Annotated in this window: 17 protein-coding genes and 1 pseudogene; 10 read left to right on the top strand and 8 right to left on the bottom strand. The window is 68.0% G+C overall.

Annotated features, from left to right (window positions below; translation table 11 throughout):
- Positions 1 to 356, bottom strand: a pseudogene (locus LJE69_RS00340) (hypothetical protein); the annotation flags it as partial.
- Between the two features lie 257 nt (positions 357 to 613).
- Here LJE69_RS00340 and LJE69_RS00335 point away from each other — a divergent pair.
- Complete coding sequence (locus LJE69_RS00335; RefSeq protein ID WP_296920002.1) at positions 614 to 1180, top strand: Uma2 family endonuclease; 567 nt, start codon at positions 614 to 616, stop codon at positions 1178 to 1180.
- 18 nt (positions 1181 to 1198) lie between these two features.
- Here the strand turns inward: LJE69_RS00335 and LJE69_RS00330 are convergent, their stop codons facing one another.
- Positions 1199 to 2161, bottom strand: a complete 963-nt coding sequence (locus tag LJE69_RS00330; protein WP_296919999.1) for a cation diffusion facilitator family transporter — start codon at positions 2159 to 2161, stop codon at positions 1199 to 1201.
- A 491-nt stretch (positions 2162 to 2652) separates the two neighbouring features.
- Between LJE69_RS00330 and LJE69_RS00325 the strand changes: the two genes are divergently transcribed.
- The 6 genes from LJE69_RS00325 (at position 2653) to purB (ending at position 10534) form a co-directional block, all read left to right on the top strand.
- Positions 2653 to 2862, top strand: coding sequence for a hypothetical protein (locus tag LJE69_RS00325; protein ID WP_296919996.1), 210 nt, complete (start codon positions 2653 to 2655; stop codon positions 2860 to 2862).
- Positions 2863 to 2875: 13 nt separating this feature from the next.
- On the top strand, positions 2876 to 3997 hold the full coding sequence (mnmA, locus tag LJE69_RS00320; RefSeq protein WP_296919994.1) for a tRNA 2-thiouridine(34) synthase MnmA: 1122 nt from the start codon (positions 2876 to 2878) through the stop codon (positions 3995 to 3997).
- A 199-nt stretch (positions 3998 to 4196) separates the two neighbouring features.
- On the top strand, positions 4197 to 4826 hold the full coding sequence (gene hflD / locus LJE69_RS00315) for a high frequency lysogenization protein HflD (RefSeq protein ID WP_296919991.1): 630 nt from the start codon (positions 4197 to 4199) through the stop codon (positions 4824 to 4826).
- A gap of 374 nt (positions 4827 to 5200) precedes the next feature.
- Entirely contained in the window at positions 5201 to 7864 is a 2664-nt protein-coding gene (gene acnA, locus LJE69_RS00310; RefSeq protein ID WP_296919989.1) for an aconitate hydratase AcnA, read from the top strand.
- Between the two features lie 91 nt (positions 7865 to 7955).
- The gene (locus LJE69_RS00305) at positions 7956 to 8786 is read left to right on the top strand and encodes a hypothetical protein (protein WP_296919986.1); all 831 of its coding nucleotides are present in this window, start codon (positions 7956 to 7958) and stop codon (positions 8784 to 8786) included.
- Between the two features lie 380 nt (positions 8787 to 9166).
- A complete protein-coding gene (gene purB, locus LJE69_RS00300) occupies positions 9167 to 10534 on the top strand; it encodes an adenylosuccinate lyase (RefSeq protein WP_296919983.1) in 1368 nt (455 codons plus the stop codon).
- Between the two features lie 131 nt (positions 10535 to 10665).
- On the opposite strand, the gene LJE69_RS00295 is transcribed toward purB, so the two are convergent.
- Positions 10666 to 11268, bottom strand: a complete 603-nt coding sequence (locus LJE69_RS00295; protein ID WP_296919981.1) for an OmpA family protein — start codon at positions 11266 to 11268, stop codon at positions 10666 to 10668.
- 302 nt (positions 11269 to 11570) lie between these two features.
- On the opposite strand from LJE69_RS00295, the gene LJE69_RS00290 reads away from it, so the two are divergent.
- The 3 genes from LJE69_RS00290 (at position 11571) to LJE69_RS00280 (ending at position 13637) form a co-directional block, all read left to right on the top strand.
- Positions 11571 to 12500, top strand: coding sequence for a DMT family transporter (locus LJE69_RS00290; RefSeq protein ID WP_296919978.1), 930 nt, complete (start codon positions 11571 to 11573; stop codon positions 12498 to 12500).
- Between the two features lie 70 nt (positions 12501 to 12570).
- Positions 12571 to 12804: a hypothetical protein gene (locus tag LJE69_RS00285; RefSeq protein ID WP_296919975.1), complete on the top strand. Its 234-nt coding sequence runs from the start codon at positions 12571 to 12573 to the stop codon at positions 12802 to 12804.
- Complete coding sequence (locus tag LJE69_RS00280; protein WP_296919972.1) at positions 12801 to 13637, top strand: hypothetical protein; 837 nt, start codon at positions 12801 to 12803, stop codon at positions 13635 to 13637. The genes LJE69_RS00285 and LJE69_RS00280 overlap by 4 nt, the downstream gene beginning before the upstream one ends.
- Positions 13638 to 13643: 6 nt before the next feature.
- Here the strand turns inward: LJE69_RS00280 and LJE69_RS00275 are convergent, their stop codons facing one another.
- The 5 genes from LJE69_RS00275 to LJE69_RS20900 all read right to left on the bottom strand — a co-directional run bounded on the left by LJE69_RS00275 (position 13644) and on the right by LJE69_RS20900 (position 18908).
- Positions 13644 to 14573 (bottom strand): hypothetical protein, encoded by a 930-nt coding sequence (locus tag LJE69_RS00275; RefSeq protein WP_296919970.1) that lies wholly within the window; start codon positions 14571 to 14573, stop codon positions 13644 to 13646.
- Positions 14574 to 14587: 14 nt separating this feature from the next.
- Complete coding sequence (gene hisF, locus LJE69_RS00270) at positions 14588 to 16219, bottom strand: imidazole glycerol phosphate synthase subunit HisF (RefSeq protein ID WP_296919968.1); 1632 nt, start codon at positions 16217 to 16219, stop codon at positions 14588 to 14590.
- 188 nt (positions 16220 to 16407) lie between these two features.
- Complete coding sequence (locus tag LJE69_RS00265) at positions 16408 to 17409, bottom strand: MerR family transcriptional regulator (protein WP_296919965.1); 1002 nt, start codon at positions 17407 to 17409, stop codon at positions 16408 to 16410.
- Positions 17410 to 17602: 193 nt separating this feature from the next.
- Entirely contained in the window at positions 17603 to 18700 is a 1098-nt protein-coding gene (gene lptF / locus LJE69_RS00260; RefSeq protein WP_296919962.1) for an LPS export ABC transporter permease LptF, read from the bottom strand.
- Positions 18666 to 18908, bottom strand: a complete 243-nt coding sequence (locus tag LJE69_RS20900; protein ID WP_367114601.1) for a uracil-DNA glycosylase family protein — start codon at positions 18906 to 18908, stop codon at positions 18666 to 18668. Before LJE69_RS20900 ends, lptF begins: the two co-directional genes overlap by 35 nt.
- Between the last annotated feature and the right edge of the window lie 52 nt (positions 18909 to 18960).

Raw genomic sequence — 18960 nt, 5'->3', positions numbered from 1 at the left:
AGTCGGAGCGCCGGCGTCTCGCCGGCAACCGGGAGCGCCGGCGTCTCGCCGGCAACCGGGAGCGCCGGCGTCTCGCCGGCAACCGGGAGCGCCGGCGTCTCGCCGGCAACTGGGAGCGCCGGCGTCTCGCCGGCAACCGGGAGCGCCGGCGTCTCGCCGGCAACCGGGAGCGCCGGCGTCTCGCCGGCAACTGGGAGCGGGGGCGTCTCGCCCCCGACCCGCCGCTCATGCACGGTCGCGGAAGTATCGAAACCGCTGCCAACATCGCCGCCCCCCGTGCTGATCCGTGTCGACCTGGAGGCCGACACCTGAACGGTTGCACCAAGAACGGCCTCGGCATTTTCGTGCAGCTGCACGAGTGTCACAGCCAAACGAGCCCACCTTCCCAAGCACGCGAGCCCCGCGCGCTCCGGCGATTCAGAGGGGCTGAGCACGCACAAACCCCCACCGCTGTCACTCCCCCCGTAAGCGACGTCCTCGCCGCGACCAGCCGCCGATCGCGCCGAGGACGGCGCTCCCACGGCAGCGGACGGACTTAGGCTCACGAGCCTACCCGCAATCCCCATAATCCCCTAAGCTAACCCCATCGCAACCGGCCATCCGAACCCGCGCCATGTCCGTCGCGACCGCAAGCTCACCACAAGCCGACCACCTACTCACCGCCGAGGACCTTTGGCAGCACGGCCCGGCGGTACCGGGAGAGCTCGTCAAAGGGAGATTCATCGAGATGCCACCCACCGGCCATCCGCACGCCAGCGTTGAAGGAAACGTCGCAAGGGAGCTCGGAAACTTCGTGAAGCAGCATGCCCTCGGCAAGGTCATGACCGGCGAAGTCGGCATCATCACTCAACGCCACCCCGACACCGTCCGCGGCGCCGATGTCGTCTACATCTCCAACGAGCGGCTGGTCCAAGCGCAGGCCGACGGCTACCTCGACGTCCCGCCGGAACTGGCCATCGAAGTCGTTTCCCCGAACGACCGTTGGACCGAGATCGACGAAAAGGTCAACGAGTACCTCGCCTGCGGCGTCCAAGCCGTCTGGATCATCGACCCGCGCACGCGGCGCGTGAGTTCCTATCGCCCGCCGGACGAGATGCACATCTACGGGCCGGACGACGTGATCGAGGAGCCGGAGCTCCTGCCGGGGTTTGCTCTGTCGGTTCGGGAGCTCTTCGAGTAGCTGTCAGGTCTCCGAAGGTCACCGCATGGGCGGCTTGCTGCCGTCGCGCCGCAGCGACTCCGCCTCGATGAAGATGCGCCGGATCTCGGGATAGCGGCCGCGAATCGCCTGCTCCAGGCGGTCCACCACGGACATGATCTGCTCCGAGGAGAGTCCGGGTCGGAAGCGGACATCGAGGTTCAGCAAGATGTCGTTGGGGCCGAAGTGCATGGTCAATGGCTCGCCCGCGATGGCGACGTCCGGGTCCTCGTTGGTGACCTCGCGGATGCCGGCGACCACAGCCGGATCGGCGGTCTCGCCGATCAGCAGGCTGCGGCTTTCGTAGGCCAGTAAGGCGGCGACGCCGGCCAGGGTCAGTCCGATGAGCATCGAGGCAATGCCGTCGTAGACCGGGCTGCCGGTGACCTCGGTGAGCAGCACGCCCAGGAAAGCGAATAGCAGGCCGATCAGCGCGGCGGAGTCTTCGAGCAGCACGGTGACCACGGTTGGGTCCTTGGCATCGCGGATGGTGCTGAGGACGCCGCGCGCCTTCAGTTTCGGCAGCAGCTCGTGCAAGGCGATGCCCCAGGAGGTGCCCTCGGCGACCAGCGCGATGGCGATGACGGCGTAGTTCCAGAGCGGACTGGCGGCGCCCTCGCTGACGTGCCCGGTCACGTGTGTCACGCCCTCGAAGAACGAGATGCCACCGCCGATGCCGAACAGCACAATGGCGACGATCAGGCTCCAGAAGTACAGCTCTTTGCCGTAGCCGAACGGATGCTGGGCATCCGGCCGGCGCCTGGCGCGATGCATGCCGAACAGCAACAGCCCTTCGTTGGCCGTATCCACCAGCGAGTGGACACACTCCGAGAACATCGCCGAGCTGCCGGTGAAAAAGGCGGCAACACCCTTGGCGGCGGCGATGGTGGCGTTGCCGGCCATGGCGCCGTAGACGGCGATCGGCTTCTCCTCTTTCGCGTGGACGGCCTTTCTGGGGCTCATGGTCGCTCCCGCGGGTTGCTGTGGTTGCGGTCAGGAAACGACCGTAGCGGCTCGATGGCGCGAGCGCGGCCTGCTCGTCGCCGCGCTGGCGTCGATCATGGGTCCATCCGTCGCCGTGGGAGCATCGGCCTCGGCGCGACGGGCGTCCAATCGCGGCGGGGACGCCGCTCCCACGAGGCCATGGCTCTGGATGGGTTTATGATCAAGACCGCCGCGCTCGCCACGGCGCACCTCCAGGAGATGAGCTCGGCGGAACGCGACAGCAAGTCTTCGGCGCCGGGATCACGACTCGTCGGTCGGAGGCCATGACTCCCGGGCATCTTGGGCCGGGTGCTCGCGCATCTATCGTGTTGACGCTGCACGACACCTCTCTACACTTGCAGGCAAATGCACCAAGCCGACATGATCGTGACGGCATCCCTTCTAGACGCGGCGGCCGATCATCTGGAGCATGGTGCGCCATCGACCTTGCCGCGCAGCATTGTCGCCTGATGAGCTCACCACCTAAAACGGTCATGTCCAACGCCACCGCCCACACGCTGGAGCCGGAGCGGCTGCTCACCCCCAAGCGCCGACGCGTGTCCAGCTACCGCAGTCCGACCGAGCTTGCGCTGCTCGGCCCCGGCGATGTGCTGACGGCCGAGCCGGCGCTGCCCGGCTTCACGCTGCCGGTGGCAGACCTATTCCCCGCCGACATCTGAGTCCGCCCTGCCCTTGCCCGACAATCCCGCCAACCGCGTCATCGTCGGCCTCTCCGGCGGCGTCGACTCCGCCGTGGCCGCACACCTGCTGCTTGCGCAAGGCTACGCGGTGGAGGGGCTGTTCATGAAGAACTGGGAGGAGGACGACGAGCCCGGCTACTGCGCCGCGGCGGAGGACCTCGCGGACGCGCAGGCGGCGGCCGAGCGGCTCGGCATCCGGCTGCACACCGTCAACTTCGCCACCGAGTACTGGGAGCGCGTCTTCGAGACCTTCCTCGCCGAGTACCGGGCGCTGCGCACGCCGAACCCGGACGTGCTCTGCAACAGCGAGATCAAGTTCCGTGCCTTCCTGGAGCACGCGCTGGACCTGGGCGCGGATTGGATCGCCACCGGCCACTATGCCCGTGTCAGCCACGACCCGGACCGCAGCCGACTCAGGCTCGCCGCGGACGCCGGCAAGGACCAGACCTATTTCCTGCACAGGCTGACGCGGCAGCAGCTGAGTCACGCGCTGTTTCCGCTGACGGACCTGACCAAGGCCGACGTGCGCGGCATCGCCCGCGGACTCGGCCTCGGCAATGCCGAGAAGAAGGACAGCACTGGCATCTGCTTCATCGGCGAGCGACGCTTCGGGGACTTCCTGGCGCGCTGGCTGCCGGAAAACCCAGGGCCCATCGAGACGCCCGACGGCCAGGTGCTCGGCGAGCACCGCGGGCTCGCCTGGTACACCATCGGCCAGCGCTCCGGGCTCGGCATCGGCGGCGTGCGCGCGACGGGCGACGCGCCCTGGTTCGTCGCCGCCAAGAACGCCGCGCGCAACGCCCTAATCGTGGTCCAGGGCGGCGAGCACCCGCTGCTTTACACTGACGCGCTACGGGGCGAGCAGTTGCACTGGATCGCGGGAACACCGCCGGTCGCACCGCAGCTGTTGCCGTTCGACTGTCTGTGCCGGCTGCGCCATCGCCAACCACTGCAGCGCTGCACCCTGGTCGAGTACGATAGCGCCAACTGCCGGGTGCACTTTGCGGTTCCCCAGCGCGCGGTGACGCCGGGGCAGTCGGTCGTCTTCTATGCGCGTGACGAGTGCCTCGGCGGTGCGGTCATCACGAGCGCGTCACCGACTGGGAAAGGCTAGAGAAAGCCTGCCGCGGGCGCATATCGCAGAAGGACCGGTGCAGCGACGTGAAGACTCCGAGACCGGCCGCTTGTTGCCAGCGTCGCCCTGGAGGGCGACACGCCGGCCGACACTTCGGCCGGCACCGCGAGCGGTCGCGGCATCTCCGCGCCGGTACACTAGCCTCTAGTTTCCAGTCCCTAGCCCCTAGCCCCTCTCCATGGAACACTCCGATCAAGACCGCCTCATCGCCCTCGCCGGCCTGCACCAGGCGGCCTACTGCGTGCAGCGCATCGCCAACCGCGGCAGCGTGGACACGGCACAGATGGAGCCCTGCATCTATAGCCTGTTTCAGATCGACGCCGAGGACGTGCCCGCGGTTTATGGCGAACCGGGCGCAGTGGCGACGGGTGCGCGCCAGGTGGTGGCGCAGCTCACCGGCGAGCCGACCCGGGAGATGGAGCTGACGCGCTACGTCATCTCGCTGATGCGCCACGAGCGCAACCTCGCGAGCCGCGCCAGCATGCGCAAGGAGATTGCCCGTCGCATCCAGGGCGCGGCCGCCGCCCGCGGCGACCTGCCGCTGCTGGACCGCGACGTGCTGGCGGGCTTCGCCGGCATCTATCAAGACACCATCAGCAAGCTCACGCCGCGGATCATCGTCCGCGGCAATCCGATGTATCTCCAGAATCCGGACAACCAGGACCGCATCCGCGCGTTGCTGCTGGCTGGCATCCGGGCGGCGGTGCTGTGGCGCCAGTGCGGCGGCACCCGCTGGCAGGTGCTGCTCGGGCGGCGTCGGATGCTGGACGCGGCCCGGGCCTATTTGCGCACGACCGAAAGCGCTTAGGTCAAGGCCCACGCTCATCCGTCCACCGGCTGCGCGACTGATCGTGAGGGAGAAGCCGCTCCCGCGGCAGTGCGAGCGCGGATCGCGGCGGGGACGCCGCTCCCACGGAGCATCGCGCTGTTGTGGGAGCGCCGTCCTCGGAGCGATCTCAGGCTCGATCGCTCCAATCGCGGCGGGGACGCCGCTCCCACGAGCCCCTCGCTGCTGCATCCGCTTTCATTTCAGACGCCCGCGGACGTCGCATCGCTCTGATGCGCCGGCACCTTTCCCGGCCATGCAAATCGAAACAATTGCAGGGTGCGGATGCGCTGCGCCCCCGGCGCCGCTAGAATCCGGGGCATTCCGCATTGCAACAAGACCCTCCGGAGCCCCAGATGCACGATAGCTTCAAGGCCAAGGCCCACCTCGACGCGGCAGGCAAGCGTTACGAGATCTTCCGCGTGGACGCCATGGACAACAGCGCCCGGCTGCCCTTCTCGATGAAGATCCTGCTGGAAAACCTGCTGCGCCACGAGGATGGCGTGACCGTGAAGCGCGCGGACATCGAGGCCATCGCCAATTGGGACCCGCAGGCGGAGCCGAGCACCGAGATCCAGTACCGCCCCGCGCGGGTGCTGATGCAGGACTTCACCGGCGTGCCCGCCGTGGTGGACCTCGCGGCCATGCGCGACGCCATGAGCGCGCTGGGCGGCGACCCGGACAAGATCAATCCGCTGCAGCCGGCGGAGCTGGTCATCGACCACTCGGTGCAGGTGGACAAGTACGGCTCCGACGAAGCGCTGGGCCTGAACGCCGAGCTGGAGTTCTCCCGCAACAAGGAGCGCTACCAGTTCCTCAAGTGGGGCCAGGCGGCCTTCGACAACTTCAAGGTCGTACCACCCGACACCGGCATCGTGCACCAGGTCAACGTGGAGTATCTCGCCCGCGTGGTCTTCGGCCGCGAGGTGAACGGCGTGCTCCAAGCATATCCGGACACCCTAGTGGGCACCGACAGCCACACCACCATGATCAACGGCGTCGGCGTGCTGGGCTGGGGCGTCGGCGGCATCGAGGCGGAGGCGTCCATGCTGGGCCAGCCCGTGTCCATGCTGATCCCGAAGGTGGTCGGCGTGAAGCTCACGGGCAAGCTGCCAGAGGGCGCCACGGCCACGGACCTGGTGCTGACCATCGTCGAGATGCTGCGCCAGCACGGCGTGGTGGGCAAGTTCGTCGAGTTCTACGGCCCGGCGGTGCAGACCCTGCCGATGGGCGACCGCACCACCATCGCGAACATGGCCCCGGAATACGGCGCCACCTGCGGCCTCTTCCCCATCGACGGCGAAACGCTCGACTTCCTGCGCCTCACCGGCCGCTCCGATGAGCAGGTGGCATTGGTGGAAGCCTACGCCAGGGCGCAGGGCATGTTCGATGCCGATGGCAGCGTCGAAGCCGACTATAGCGAGACGCTCGCGCTCGACATCAGCACCGTGGTGCCGAGCCTCGCCGGCCCGAAGCGCCCGCAGGACCGGGTCGCGCTGACCGACGTGAAGACCGGCTTCGAGGCGGCGCTCAAGGCGGTCAACGAAGAGCGCGGGGTCGAGACCAACCCCGCCATCCAGACCAGCATGGACGGCCAGGACGTGGAGATCGGCGACGGCACCGTGGTCATCGCCGCCATCACCTCCTGCACCAACACCTCCAACCCGAGCGTCATGCTCGGCGCCGGTCTGGTAGCGAAGAAGGCGGTCGAGCGTGGCTTGCGCGTACCGCCCTGGGTCAAGACCTCATTAGGCCCCGGCTCCATGGCGGTGACCAAGTACTTGGAGGCCGCCGGACTGATGGAGCCGCTCAAGGCGCTGGGCTTTCACGTGGTGGGCTACGGCTGCACCACCTGCATCGGCAACTCCGGTCCATTGCGCCCGGAGGTGTCCAAGGCCATCGCCGACGGCGACCTGACGGTGGCCTCGGTGCTCTCCGGCAACCGCAACTTCGAGGGCCGGGTGCACCCCGAGGTGCGCATGAACTACCTCGCCTCGCCGCCGCTGGTGGTGGCCTACGCCATCGCCGGGCGCATGGACTTCGACCCCTACAACGAGCCGCTGGCGACGGACAGTGACGGCAACCCCGTCTATCTGCGCGATATCTGGCCCACCCAGGGCGAGGTGGCGGACACGGTGGCAAGGTTCCTGGGCAAAGACGACTTCAGCGAGACTTATGCCCACGTCTTCGACGGCGACGCCCGCTGGCAGGGCCTCACCGCGCCCGCCGGCAAGACCTTCGCGTGGGATGCCGACAGCACCTACGTGCAGGAGCCACCCTATTTCCAGGGCATCACCATGGAGCCCGCGCCGGTGGCGGCCATCGCCGGCGCCCGCTGTCTCGCGCTGCTGGGTGACTCCGTGACCACGGACCACATCTCCCCTGCCGGCAGCATCAAGGCGGACAGCCCCGCCGGGCGCTACCTCGTCGAGCACGGCGTGCAGCCGGTGGACTTCAACTCCTACGGCTCCCGCCGCGGTAACCACGAGGTGATGATGCGCGGCACCTTCGCGAACATCCGGCTGCGCAACAAGATGGCACCCGGCACCGAGGGCGGCGTGACCCTGCACCAGCCGTCTGGCGAGGAGATGTCCATCTACGATGCCGCCATGCGCTATCAAGCCGAAGGCGTGCCCGCCGTCGTCATCGCCGGCAAGGAATACGGCTCCGGCTCATCCCGCGACTGGGCCGCCAAGGGGCCGCGGCTGCTCGGTGTGCGCGCCGTCATCGCCGAGAGCTACGAGCGCATCCACCGCACCAACCTGGTATGCATGGGCGTGCTGCCGCTGCAGTTCATGCCGGGCGACAGCGCCGCTTCCCTCGGTCTGACCGGCCACGAGACCTACAGCATCGACGGCCTCGGTACCGGGCAGGCGGAACAGGTCACGGTCACCGCCACGGCCGACAACGGCGGCACCAAGCAGTTCTTCGCCCGGGTGCGTATCGACACCCCGAACGAGGTGGAGTACTACCAGCACGGCGGCATCCTGCATTACGTGCTGCGGAAGCTCGCAGCCTAGTGCAGCGCTTCACCTAACTTTGCTGTCGTTGTCGTGGTCGTTGTCGATTATCCGACCACGACCACGACCAGAGACTTCAACCATCCGATCAATGATTCCTTCCAGATTCCACGTTGCGACAATTCGGCCAATCACCACGCGAACCCTCACGCGACGCGCTCGCACCGCATCTGGGCGGCTCACCGCCAGCATAGCCCTGCTGGCCGCGCTCGCGGCGCCCGGACCGGCGGGGGCGGCGTTCCTGAACATCACCTCCCTGACCCCGGGCGACAAGACCCAGGGTCAGCTCAGCGGGATCATCGACGGCGTTGCCGTGACCGGCTCGGTTGTCAGCGGGCCGATGCGCAGCGGATTCGGCGCGATCGGCGCGCTCTACAACAACTCGACCATCGACGGGGCCTCGAAGCAGTACGGCTTTGCCTCCAGCTATTCGCCAACCCAGGCGCTCGGAGATCAAATCGGCTACAGCACCTATCCGTCGAGCGCTCACACGCAGATCGAGCTCACCTTCGCCGCACCGATCGTGGACCTGGTGTTCCACATCGCCAATCTCGACGGCACGACGCTGGACTTCGCCCCGCAGGGCCTCACGCAGGCGGACTTGTCGATCGTCGCCTCCAATGGCAACCTCAGCTTCGCCACCGGTCCAGTGGTTCAAGGCGGTGAAACCCAATATTTCCCCCGCGATGCCGATCCTATCGATGCCAAGTCAGGCTATGGCTCCATCGCCCTTGCGGGCACGTTCGACAGCTTGATCTTCGACTTTGGCCTCAGCACCGGGGACGGTGGCTCCTTCCAGATCAGCGGCAACGCCGCAAATGCCACGCCCGTGCCCGAAACTCCGGCCCTGCTCGCCCTCGGCATCACGGCCCTGGAGGTGGTGCGATCGCGCTGGCGAGGGCGCCGCGGTCCAAGCCTCTGAGGCCCGCCGCCCCCATCCATCGGCGACTGGGTCGAACAACGCCCGGCGGCAGCCGCCATCACCTCCCGTCACACGCAGTACTCAGCCGGCGCCCCCGTTGGCGTCGCGCCGGCCCACGTGGGAGCGGCGTCATCGCCGCGACTGGACGCCCGTCGCGCCGAGGACGGCGCTCCCACGGGAGACAGGCTCTGGCCCTGCGATGTCGCCAAGACGTCTATATGCTTGTTGACGCCCCAACGCCGCGTGCCCGGCGTCGCGCCGGGCACGCGGCGAGCCGGCTGGAAGCCGGCGCTCCCAGCGGACCGCCCCTGTACGCCGGCGCCTCGGCTCGCTAACCTGTTTCGTTTGCACGCGCTACCGACGCTTCCGGCTCACCGACCATGGAACTGACGACACTCACCGCCATCTCCCCCATCGACGGCCGCTACGGCAGCAAGACCGAAGCCCTGCGCCCGCTGGTCAGCGAGTACGGACTGATCCACCACCGCGTGCTGGTGGAGGTGCGCTGGCTCCAGGCGCTGGCGGCGCATCCGGACATCGCCGAGGTGCCGGAGCTCTCCGACGCTGCACAGGCACGTCTGAATGAAATCGCCGAAGGCTTTTCGGTGGATGACGCCGCCCGGGTCAAAGCGATCGAGCGCACCACCAACCACGACGTCAAGGCAGTGGAGTACTTCCTGAAGGAGCAGGTTGCCGGCAACGCCGAGCTGACGGCGGTGTCGGAATTCATCCATTTCGCCTGCACCAGCGAGGACATCAACAATCTCGCCCACGCGCTGATGCTGCGCGCCGCCCGCGACACCGTACTGCTGCCGGAGATGGACGCGGTCATCGACGCCATCCGCGCCCTTGCCCACCGCTATGCCGAGTTGCCCATGCTCTCGCGCACCCACGGTCAGCCGGCGTCGCCGACGACGCTCGGCAAGGAGATGGCCAATGTCGTGCAGCGCCTGCGCGCACAGCGCGACGCGGTCGCGGGCGTCCAGCTGCTCGGCAAGATCAACGGCGCGGTCGGCAACTACAACGCCCACCTCGCCGCCTATCCGGACATCGACTGGCCAGCCTTCGCGCGCCGGTTCGTCGAGTCCCTCGGGCTAACCTGGAACCCCTACACCACTCAGATCGAGCCGCACGACTACCTCGCCGAGCTGTTCGACGCGCAGGCGCGGTTCAATACGGTGCTGCTGGACTTCTGCCGCGACGTCTGGAGCTACATCTCGCTCGGCTACTTCAAGCAGAAGACCGTCGCCGGCGAGGTCGGCTCATCGACCATGCCGCACAAGGTCAACCCCATCGACTTCGAGAACGCCGAGGGCAACCTCGGGCTCGCCAACGCCATCTTCGGCCACCTCGGTGCCAAGCTGCCCATCTCCCGCTGGCAACGAGACCTCACCGACTCCACCGTGCTGCGCAATCTCGGCGTCGGTCTGGCGCATGCGCTGATCGCGCTGCAATCGGCGCAGAAGGGCATCGGTAAGCTGGAGGCGGACCCCGAGCGCCTGGCCGCGGATCTGGACGCCAACTGGGAGGTTCTTGCCGAGCCCATCCAGACCGTCATGCGCCGCTACGGCGTCGAGCAGCCGTACGAGAAGCTCAAAGCGCTCACCCGCGGCCGGCGCATTGGCGCCGAGGCGCTGGCCGAATTCGTCGACACCCTGGACATCCCCGACACCGCCAAGTTGGAGCTCAAGGCTTTGACGCCGGGCCGTTACATCGGCAACGCGGCGGCGCAGGCGAAGGCCATCTGAGGGTCCTGTCGCGCAAAGAAAAGGCCCGCCGCGCGGGGCGCGGCGGGCCTTTTCCAGTCTTGAGCCACGGCGCTGAGCGCCGTGGCAGACGCTCTCTGACAAACCTTGTTTGCCGACCTTATTTGCCGGCCTTATTTGCCGAGGGGCGGCACTTCGAGCACCACCACACGGCGACGCAGGGGGTTGTTCTCGAGCGGGCCGAGGTCGCCGGTCTGGAACTCAGTCGGCACGTCCCAACCGAAGCCCTTCACCTTCGTGATGTCTTGCGACGGGATGCCCTGATCGATCATGTAGTTGCGGATGGTGTCGGCGCGGTTCTCGCTCAGGACGAGGTTGTGCTCCCAGCTGCCCAGCTTGTCGGTGAAGCCGCCGACCACGAGATGCTCCTCACGCGGCGACTCCTTGACCTCCTGGATGTACTGGTCCAGCTCGGTCAGGACCTCGGGGTTGAGGATGTCGTTGAGGCCGTAGCGGTCGAGAGCGAAGTTCAGTTGCAGCACCAGCGGCGCGCGCACTTCCACCTGGCACGGCGGCAGGTTGGTGGGGCCATCCGGATAGGCGGACTGCCAGCACTCGCCGTAGCCGGTGGACCAGAGCTGACCGTCTGGGACGGTCGGGTCGCCGGCGGCGTACCAGTAGGACACGTCCGGCTCTTGGGCGACGGCGTTGAAGCTGAGCGCCGTGGCCGCGGGAATGGCCAGCGCCAGGGTGCGCAGAGTGTTGAGGTGACGCATCTTGAGCTCCCGAATCGTTTCGTGATGAGAAAATGGGCAGCGGTGAGCCGCGCTACAAACGTCTATGAGACAGGGCTGGGCGTCTGCTTGTGGCAGTCGGATCACCGGACGTTGGTACAGGGATCGGCTCCAATAGTTTAGCGAATGTTGGCGGCATTAGTGCAACTTTTTCGGCCTTTTCGGTTTTCTTGCATCACCACTGCCCAGGCACCGCGCTAACCTTCTGTTCAAATAAGAGTTTCCAAGTCGCGCCGCAATCACGGAAACATACAACTGTATCGCTTGCGCAACATACAGACATCATGAACGATCGTGCCCAGTCCCTGATTCGTGGCGCCGCCTACATCATCCTCGGCGAGCTGTGCTTCGCGACCATGGGCGTCGGCGTTCGCTTGGTTTCAGCGGAGCTGCACAATCCCATGATCGTGTTCGTACGCAATATCCTCGGGCTGGCGCTGCTCCTGCCCTGGCTGCTGCGCCGCGGCGTCGGCAATGCCGCCACCCGCGTACCCGCCCTGCACCTGCTGCGGGCGGGTGCCGGTGTGGCGGCGATGTACTGTTTCTTCTATGCCATTGCGGCAATGCCGCTCGCGGATGCGATGCTGCTGAAACTGACCGCACCCATCTTCATTCCGGTCATCGCCATCCTCTGGCTCGGCGAGCGGATGACGCCGGCGCTGGGGCTGGCGCTGGGCATCGGTTTCGCGGGCGTTGCGGTGATCCTGGACCCGAGCTATGGCGCCGGTGGATTCAGCGTGTCGCCGGCGGCGCTCATCGGCCTGCTGGGCGGCGTGCTGGCGGCCCTGGCGAAGGTGACGGTGCGCCGGCTCTCCCGCAGCGAGCCCCCGACGCGCATCGTGTTCTACTTTGCGCTCATCGCCGCGGGGATCTCCGCGGTGCCGCTGATCTGGGCCTGGCAGACGCCGTCGGCGCGGGCGATGCTCGGGCTCGCCGGTGTCGCGGTGGCCGCCACGCTCGGTCAGTTGGCGCTGACACGAGGGCTGTCGCTGGCGCCCGCCTCGCGCATGGGCGTGTTCGGGTACGCGGCGGTGGTATTCGGTGCCGGCTATGGGTGGCTCCTATGGAATGAGCCGCTCACATGGCGCACCATCGCCGGCACAGTGCTCATCGCCGCCGCCGGACTCCTGACCGCCGGCGCGGCCCACCGGCCGGCCCGCGTGGTGGGTGGTCGAGCCGGCCGACGCTTGGACGCGGCTAGGCTCGACGGATGAGCCGGCGACACCAATGACGGCACCGACGAGGTCACCCCTTGCGAGCCCATCTGCCACGAGCCTGACGACCATGGCACACGAGCAACCCATCCAATTCCAACTCGCCGATCCGAAGCGGCCGCTCGCGGCGGACCTGGCCACACGGCGGCTCGGCGCCAGCGCGGGGCTGCTGCAACTGCGCTCCGCGGACGCGCAGAGCGCCGCCGTGAGCCGGCTCGCCACGCAGGCGCAGACCGAGATCCTCATCAGCCTGCTGTGGCAGCAGAGCGATGTCCACCCCGGCCTGCGGCGGCTCTACCTGTGAGCCGGCGCATCGCACACGCGGCGCCGCGGCTGCGCGCCTGGCTCGCCACCGCGCTGCTGCTGGCTACCGCGGCCGCCGCCGCGGACTACCCGCTCACGATCCTGGAGCTCCATCACCGGCTGCCGGAAGCACTGATCCCGCAGCTCGCACCGCTGGCGGGGCCGGATGGGGTCGTCACCGGTGCCAACGACGTGCTGCTGGTGCGAGCGTCCCCCGCGCGCCTCGCGGACATCCGCCGCGCGCTCGCCAAGCTGGACCGCCCGGCCCGCAACTTGCTGGTGGAGGTCCGCAGCGCCGTGGCGGATACCCGCTCCGAGCGCGGCTTCGGCATCAGCGTCAATGAGCCCATCGGCGACCGTGGTCGGGTCGTGCTGGGGTCCGGCGACAGCACCGGTATCGCCGTGCGCGACCACGGCACCTGGCAGCACAGCCAAGCACTGCAAAGGGTGCGGGTGTTGGACGGCGGCAGCGCACGCATTCAGGTGGGCAGCATCACGCCCGTGCCGGTGCGCGAGCGCTGGCGCGCGCCCGCGGGCGAGTGGCGGCGGGACTCGGTCGCGGGCGTCGAGACCGGCACGGGTTTCTGGGTTACGCCGCGCGTGATGGGCGACCGGGTGGTGGTGAGCATCGATCAGCGCAGCGCCGCCTGGGACGGCGGCAGGATCAGCAGCGGCGGGGTGCAGACCCGGGTGAGCGGACCGCTCGGCGCCTGGCTGCCCCTCGGCGGCACCGATGCCGCCGGCGGCGGCCAGTCCGGCGGGATCAGCGGCGCCGGCCACGCCATGACTGACGCCCTGTCGACGCTGGAGCTGCGCGTGACCCCCGTCGAGTAGGACGCCTCAGAGGGAGTCCACCAGCTTGGTGGCGAGCCCCGTCTCCAGCGCCTCGTCGGGGGAGATCCAGTACATGCTGTCGTTCGGCACGGATGCCGCAGCCAGCGCCACCGCGTCGTCGACGCCCATTTCCCGCAGGTAGAGGGCGGCGGCCACCACCGAGAGCTGCCCACCCTCATGGCTGCTCAGGTACTTGGGCACCTTGCTCTGGTGGATGCCGAGCTTGGCGTCGCGGGTGACGTAGCGCTCGATACCGCCGGCCAGCACGTCCACACAGGCAGAGGTGCAGACGCCGCTGACGCCCACGCGCAGGCCATTCTGGCGCAGATAGCGGCCGAGCCGACGCGCCTCGTACAGCGAGCCGCCGGGGCTGTTGATCAACAGCCCCACTGCCTTCTCCCTGCGCAGCTTCTCGATGACGTCGTCGGCGAAGCCCTCGTCGATCTCGCCGTTCACCACCACCCAGGTGTTGCCCACCTTGCCGGTGCGGTCGAAGCGCACCAGGCTCGGCGTGGTTCCGGTGAGCGTCGCCAGCTTCTCGCAGGCATTGGCGGCCAGGCGCCGCAGCGAGCCACCGGTGGCCGAGTCGGATGCCGCCACGGTGAGGGCGTTGGCGCGATCCACCATCTCTTCCACGTCGAAGCCGTAGCGCTCGATGGCGGCGATGACCACGGCATCGGTCGCACCGCGGTCGTTGTTCTGCACGACGCGCCGCAGGTGACAGGCGGCGATGGACGTGAGCAGCTCGTCGCGATCCATGCCCGGCGGCGGCGTCGCCTTGCCGCTGCCGAGACGAACCCCCGCGCCGCCACACCCGCCGAGCAACAGCGCCACCAGCAGCCCGAGCACGCCGGCGCGCATCAAGGCGCGCATCAGGCCGCCTGCGATGCCGCGACGACGGGCCTGCGGGCGATGCAAACCAGCATGCGTGGACATGGGGATCATCTTCGTCAGGCGGCGCGTACCGGTACGCCCGCATCTGCCAGCGCCTCCTTGACCCCGGAGATGGGCACCTCGCGCCGGTGGAAGATGCCGGCAGCGAGCGCGGCGTCGGCGGCGGTTTCGGTGAAGACCTCGACGAAGTGTGCCGGGCTGCCGGCGCCGCTGGAGGCGATCACCGGGATCCGCACCGCGGCGCGCACCGCACGGATCAGCTCCAGGTCGAAGCCGGCACCGGTGCCGTCGCGATCGATGCTGTTGAGCAGGATCTCGCCGGCGCCGAGTTGCTCGCAGATGCTCGCCAGCTCCACGGCGTCCACGTCGCGCCCCTCGCGACCGCCGCTGACGGTACACTGGAACCAACAGAAGCGCTCGCCGGCCGGCCCCGGAATGGTCGTCTCGACGACCGTGCGCTCGGTGTCCTCGGGGGATGCGACGTAGACCCGGCGCGGATCGATCGAGATCACCACGGCCTGGTTGCCGTAACGCCGCGCGATCTGCTCGATGGCGCTGGTGCCGTCGGCGCCCGCGGCGCGCACCTGTTCGACCGTGTAGACCGCGTCCGAGCCGATGGAGATCTTGTCGGCGCCGGAACGGAAGTACTCGTCGGCGACGTCGAGGGCGCTGTAGTCCCGGCCATCGGCGTCGGTGAAGGCACGGATGCCGCCGCCGATGGTGAGCGGCACGAACACCTGCTCCGAGGTGCGCCTGAGCACCTCCAGCATGGGCTGGTCGCGCAGTGGGAAATCGCGGAAGGCGGTGATGTTGAGGAAGGTGATCTCGTCCGCGCCCTCCCGGTAGTAGCGCGCCGCCAGGTCCACCGGCTTACCGAGGTTGCGCACCTCGCCCTGCTCGCGCACGTCGTACTGATCGCCCTTGGTGACCACCAGGTCACCGGCGTCGTTGCTGCGCACGTCCAGGCAGGCGATGACGCGCTTGGCGAGCCGCGTCGGCGGGCGATCGGCCCCGGTCCGAGCGTGATCGGGCGACGGCGTGGCCGCGGGCGCCCCGGCATCGGCGAAGGGCGCGACCGTCACCGTGCCGGTCAAGAAGCGTTGCAGCAGTTCCAGGCCGGCGATGCCGCTCTTTTCGGGGTGGAACTGCAGGGCGATCACCTCCCCGCGTTGCACGGCGGAGACGAAAGGTGCGCCGTAGTCCGTCTCCGCCAACAGCCAGTCGGCGTTGTCGGCGCCCGGCCGGGCGCAATAGGAATGCACGAAATAGAAGCGGTCCCGCTCCAGGCCGGCCAGCAGTGATGACTCACGGCACACGCGCAGACCGTTCCAGCCCATGTGCGGCACCGACAGGTCGGATGCCGGAAAGCGCCCGATGCGGCCGGGGATGACACCGAGACCCGCCGTCTCCGGCGACTCGTCGCTCCCCTCGAACAAACATTGCAGGCCGATGCAGATGCCTAGAAACGGACGGTCCGCCAGCAAATACTGCCGCAGTGGCTCCACGAAGCCCAGTTCCTGAAGCCGACCCATGGCCGCGCCGAAGGCACCGACACCCGGGAACAGCAGGCGCTCGGCGCCGAGAATGTCGTCCGGCGTACGGATGTCGGTGATGGCGTAGCCCAGGCGGGTCACCGCGTTGCGCAGGCTGCGGACGTTGCCTGCGCCATAGTCGAGGAGGGAAATCATCGGAGCGGGGTCTCGGGTATCAGCGATCCTCCGCAGTTTACCAGCCGGTTACCAAACGCTCGCGCCCGGTTGCCTGGCTGAAGCGCAAAGCGTCGGCGGACCGTCTCCACAAGACGACGCGCCGATATCGAAATCGGGATCGAATTCGGGTCGGGATCGGGGCCGATGTCGATGCAGATTCCGCGACGTCAGACTTCGATACCCTCCGCCTCGACCACCCGCGCCAGGGCCAACTCCATGGTGGCACGGGCCTGGGCCGTAGCGGCGTGCAGGAAGGCGTGCAGCGCGGCGTCGTCGACGTTGCGGATTTCGCACTCGCGGCAGTAGGTCTCGAAGGCCACGAGACCGGAGACCAGTTGCACCAGGTGATGGGGGCACTCGCACTTGACGGCGGGCGATGCCGCGGCGATGCGCGACAGCGCCGCACTGTCGAAGAGCCGTGCCGGCGCCGGCGCACTGATATCGAAGTCCGCAAACAGCGCCGCCGCGGCACGGCCGGTGCCCAGCAGGGCCTGACACCAGCGCCTGAGCTCCGCCGCATCCACGGGGGCGCGCTTCGGCACCATGTGCTGTGACTCCAGCCGCGCGAGCACTTCGCGGCTGGCGTAGCTGTAAATCACCAGCGTGCGGGGGGCACCGCTACGTGCCGCGAGATCGGCCAAATGCCGCAGTTGGTCCTCGTGCAGGGTGGGACACTCCAACACCAGGACATCGAGTCCGAGCTGTCCGGCCCTGTCGCGAAACGTCGCTTCTTCGGTGAACAGGCCGGCGAACTGCACACCGTCATCAGCGCCGGCCTCCGCGCTGGCTCGGTCCAAGGCCAACATGGCCGGCAGCGACGGACCCAGCACGCCCACCCGACAGGGCCGCTCTTCCTGCGCGGACACCGCTGTGCTGTCCAGGCCCTGCGCGCGCTCGCGCAGATCGTCCAGGGTCAGACGCGCCACGTGGCTGATGGCGTCGCCGTTGTCCACCAGCCGCTTGATCAGATTCAGGCGGCTCACGTCCTCGGCGCGATACAGCCGGGTCCCCGCCTCCGAGCGAACCGGCGTCACCACGGCATAGCGCCGCTCCCAGACGCGCAGCGTATCCGGCGGAATGCCCGTGAGCCGGGCGACGGCGCCGATGCGATAGGTCTGACAGCCGTCGGGCTCCGCCGTCTCCCGCAACAGTCGATGCGCGTTGTCCATACTTTGATGACTCATTTCCGAAACATTATCTCGACAACATTCCAGAATAGCGCAGTCCTGGGGCCACATCCTGGACAGCAGTTGTTCATGTCGCTCACTCAGGGGGTTCAGCAGGGTCCGCTCGCGAAACCTCATTTCCCAGCAGATGGTGCCGTTCAGGCTTCGTCCAAGTTTTGAACAGCAACACGTCGGCTCAACGTGCATGCAGCCGCGCGAGCAGTCGCCGGAACCCGTAGCTGCCGGGCACGAGGGCCGCGAAGACCAGGGCGACGATGACCACCTGATACCAGAGCACTCCCAGCCAGGGTGGCGTGACACCGTGGGTCATCCAGTCCTCGGCGAGACGCTGGGCATTGAAGAAGGCGAAATAGGCCAGAAAGGCGAGGAACAAACGCCCGCTGCTGCGCCGGCGCGGCGACAACTGGGTCAGCGGAACGGCCAGCATCACCAGCGACAGCACGCCGATGACCGCCGCCAGGCGGTGCTGCAGCTCGGCGCGGTCATGGATGTCCGGGGATGAGAGCAATGCCAGGGTGGGCTTCGCCGGGCGCCGCCAACGCGCTTGCTGCATGGCGTCGTCCCCTTCCAGAAAATAGGTCAGCCGGGCGAAGTCGAACAACGTGTAGTCCGCACGTCCGGCCGCGCCGTCGAAGCGCTGCCCATCCTGCAGCACGACCGTCTCCTGACCGCTCTTCGAGACCCCATAAGCGCCCCGCTTGCTCAGCACCAGCCGCGGCGGATCGCTGCTGCGGTCTTGCACGAAGACATCGGTGAAGCCCTTCTCGGCGTCCATGCCCGCCGCGTAGAAGGTGAGCGTGCCGTTGTTCTGCTGATAGAAACGCCCTGCCTGCAAACCGCTGATGCGGGTCGCCTCGTCGTCCTCGCGCGCCTCGATGAGCTGGATTTGCGCCGACGCGTAGGGTTGCAGCACGAGTGCGAACCAGGCCGTCAGCAGCGCCGTCGGCAACGCGAAAAACAACACGGCCCGGAATACCCGCAGCGGCCCCAGCCCGCCGGCGGTGAAAGCAATGAGCTCGCTGTCGCGCGCCATGCGCCCGAGCGCCATCAGCACCGCCAGAAAGGCCGCGGGCGCGAGCAGCGTGGCGGTATCGCGTAAAACCTGGAGGCCCAGGTAGCGCAGCACCATGTTCGCCTGCAGGGCGCCGATGTTGACCTGCTCCAGGGTGCGCAGGAACAGCATGCTGGCCACCACCAGCAGCAGGGTCACCATGATGGCGGCGAAGACCTTGACGATCTCAGCGAGGAAATAGCGGTCGACGATACTCCACATGTGCGCGGCTTCCGGGTTCGGTGGCGCATTGTCCGTGCTTGCCGGTGTGGCGCGCAACGCGATGGCTCGCCCGGAAGCCGGCCTCAGCCAGGCCGATTTCGGCGAACCAGCCGAACAGGGTCTTGCCCGCCGTCCAGCAGAAGGGCCGATGCCGTTCGATTTCCCCGCGCCCCGGCGCCTGCCCCATCAGTAGAACCGGCGAGCGCACCGCAGTTCCGTGCACCGGTGGACCTTGCGCGCGCGGGCAGCGCCGACAGGCG

This window comes from Thiohalocapsa sp. (assembly GCF_022340605.1).
GTDB lineage: Bacteria > Pseudomonadota > Gammaproteobacteria > Chromatiales > Chromatiaceae > Thiohalocapsa.
The sequence above is the reverse complement of the archived record's forward strand: the minus strand, read 5'-3'. Positions and strand labels throughout refer to the sequence as shown.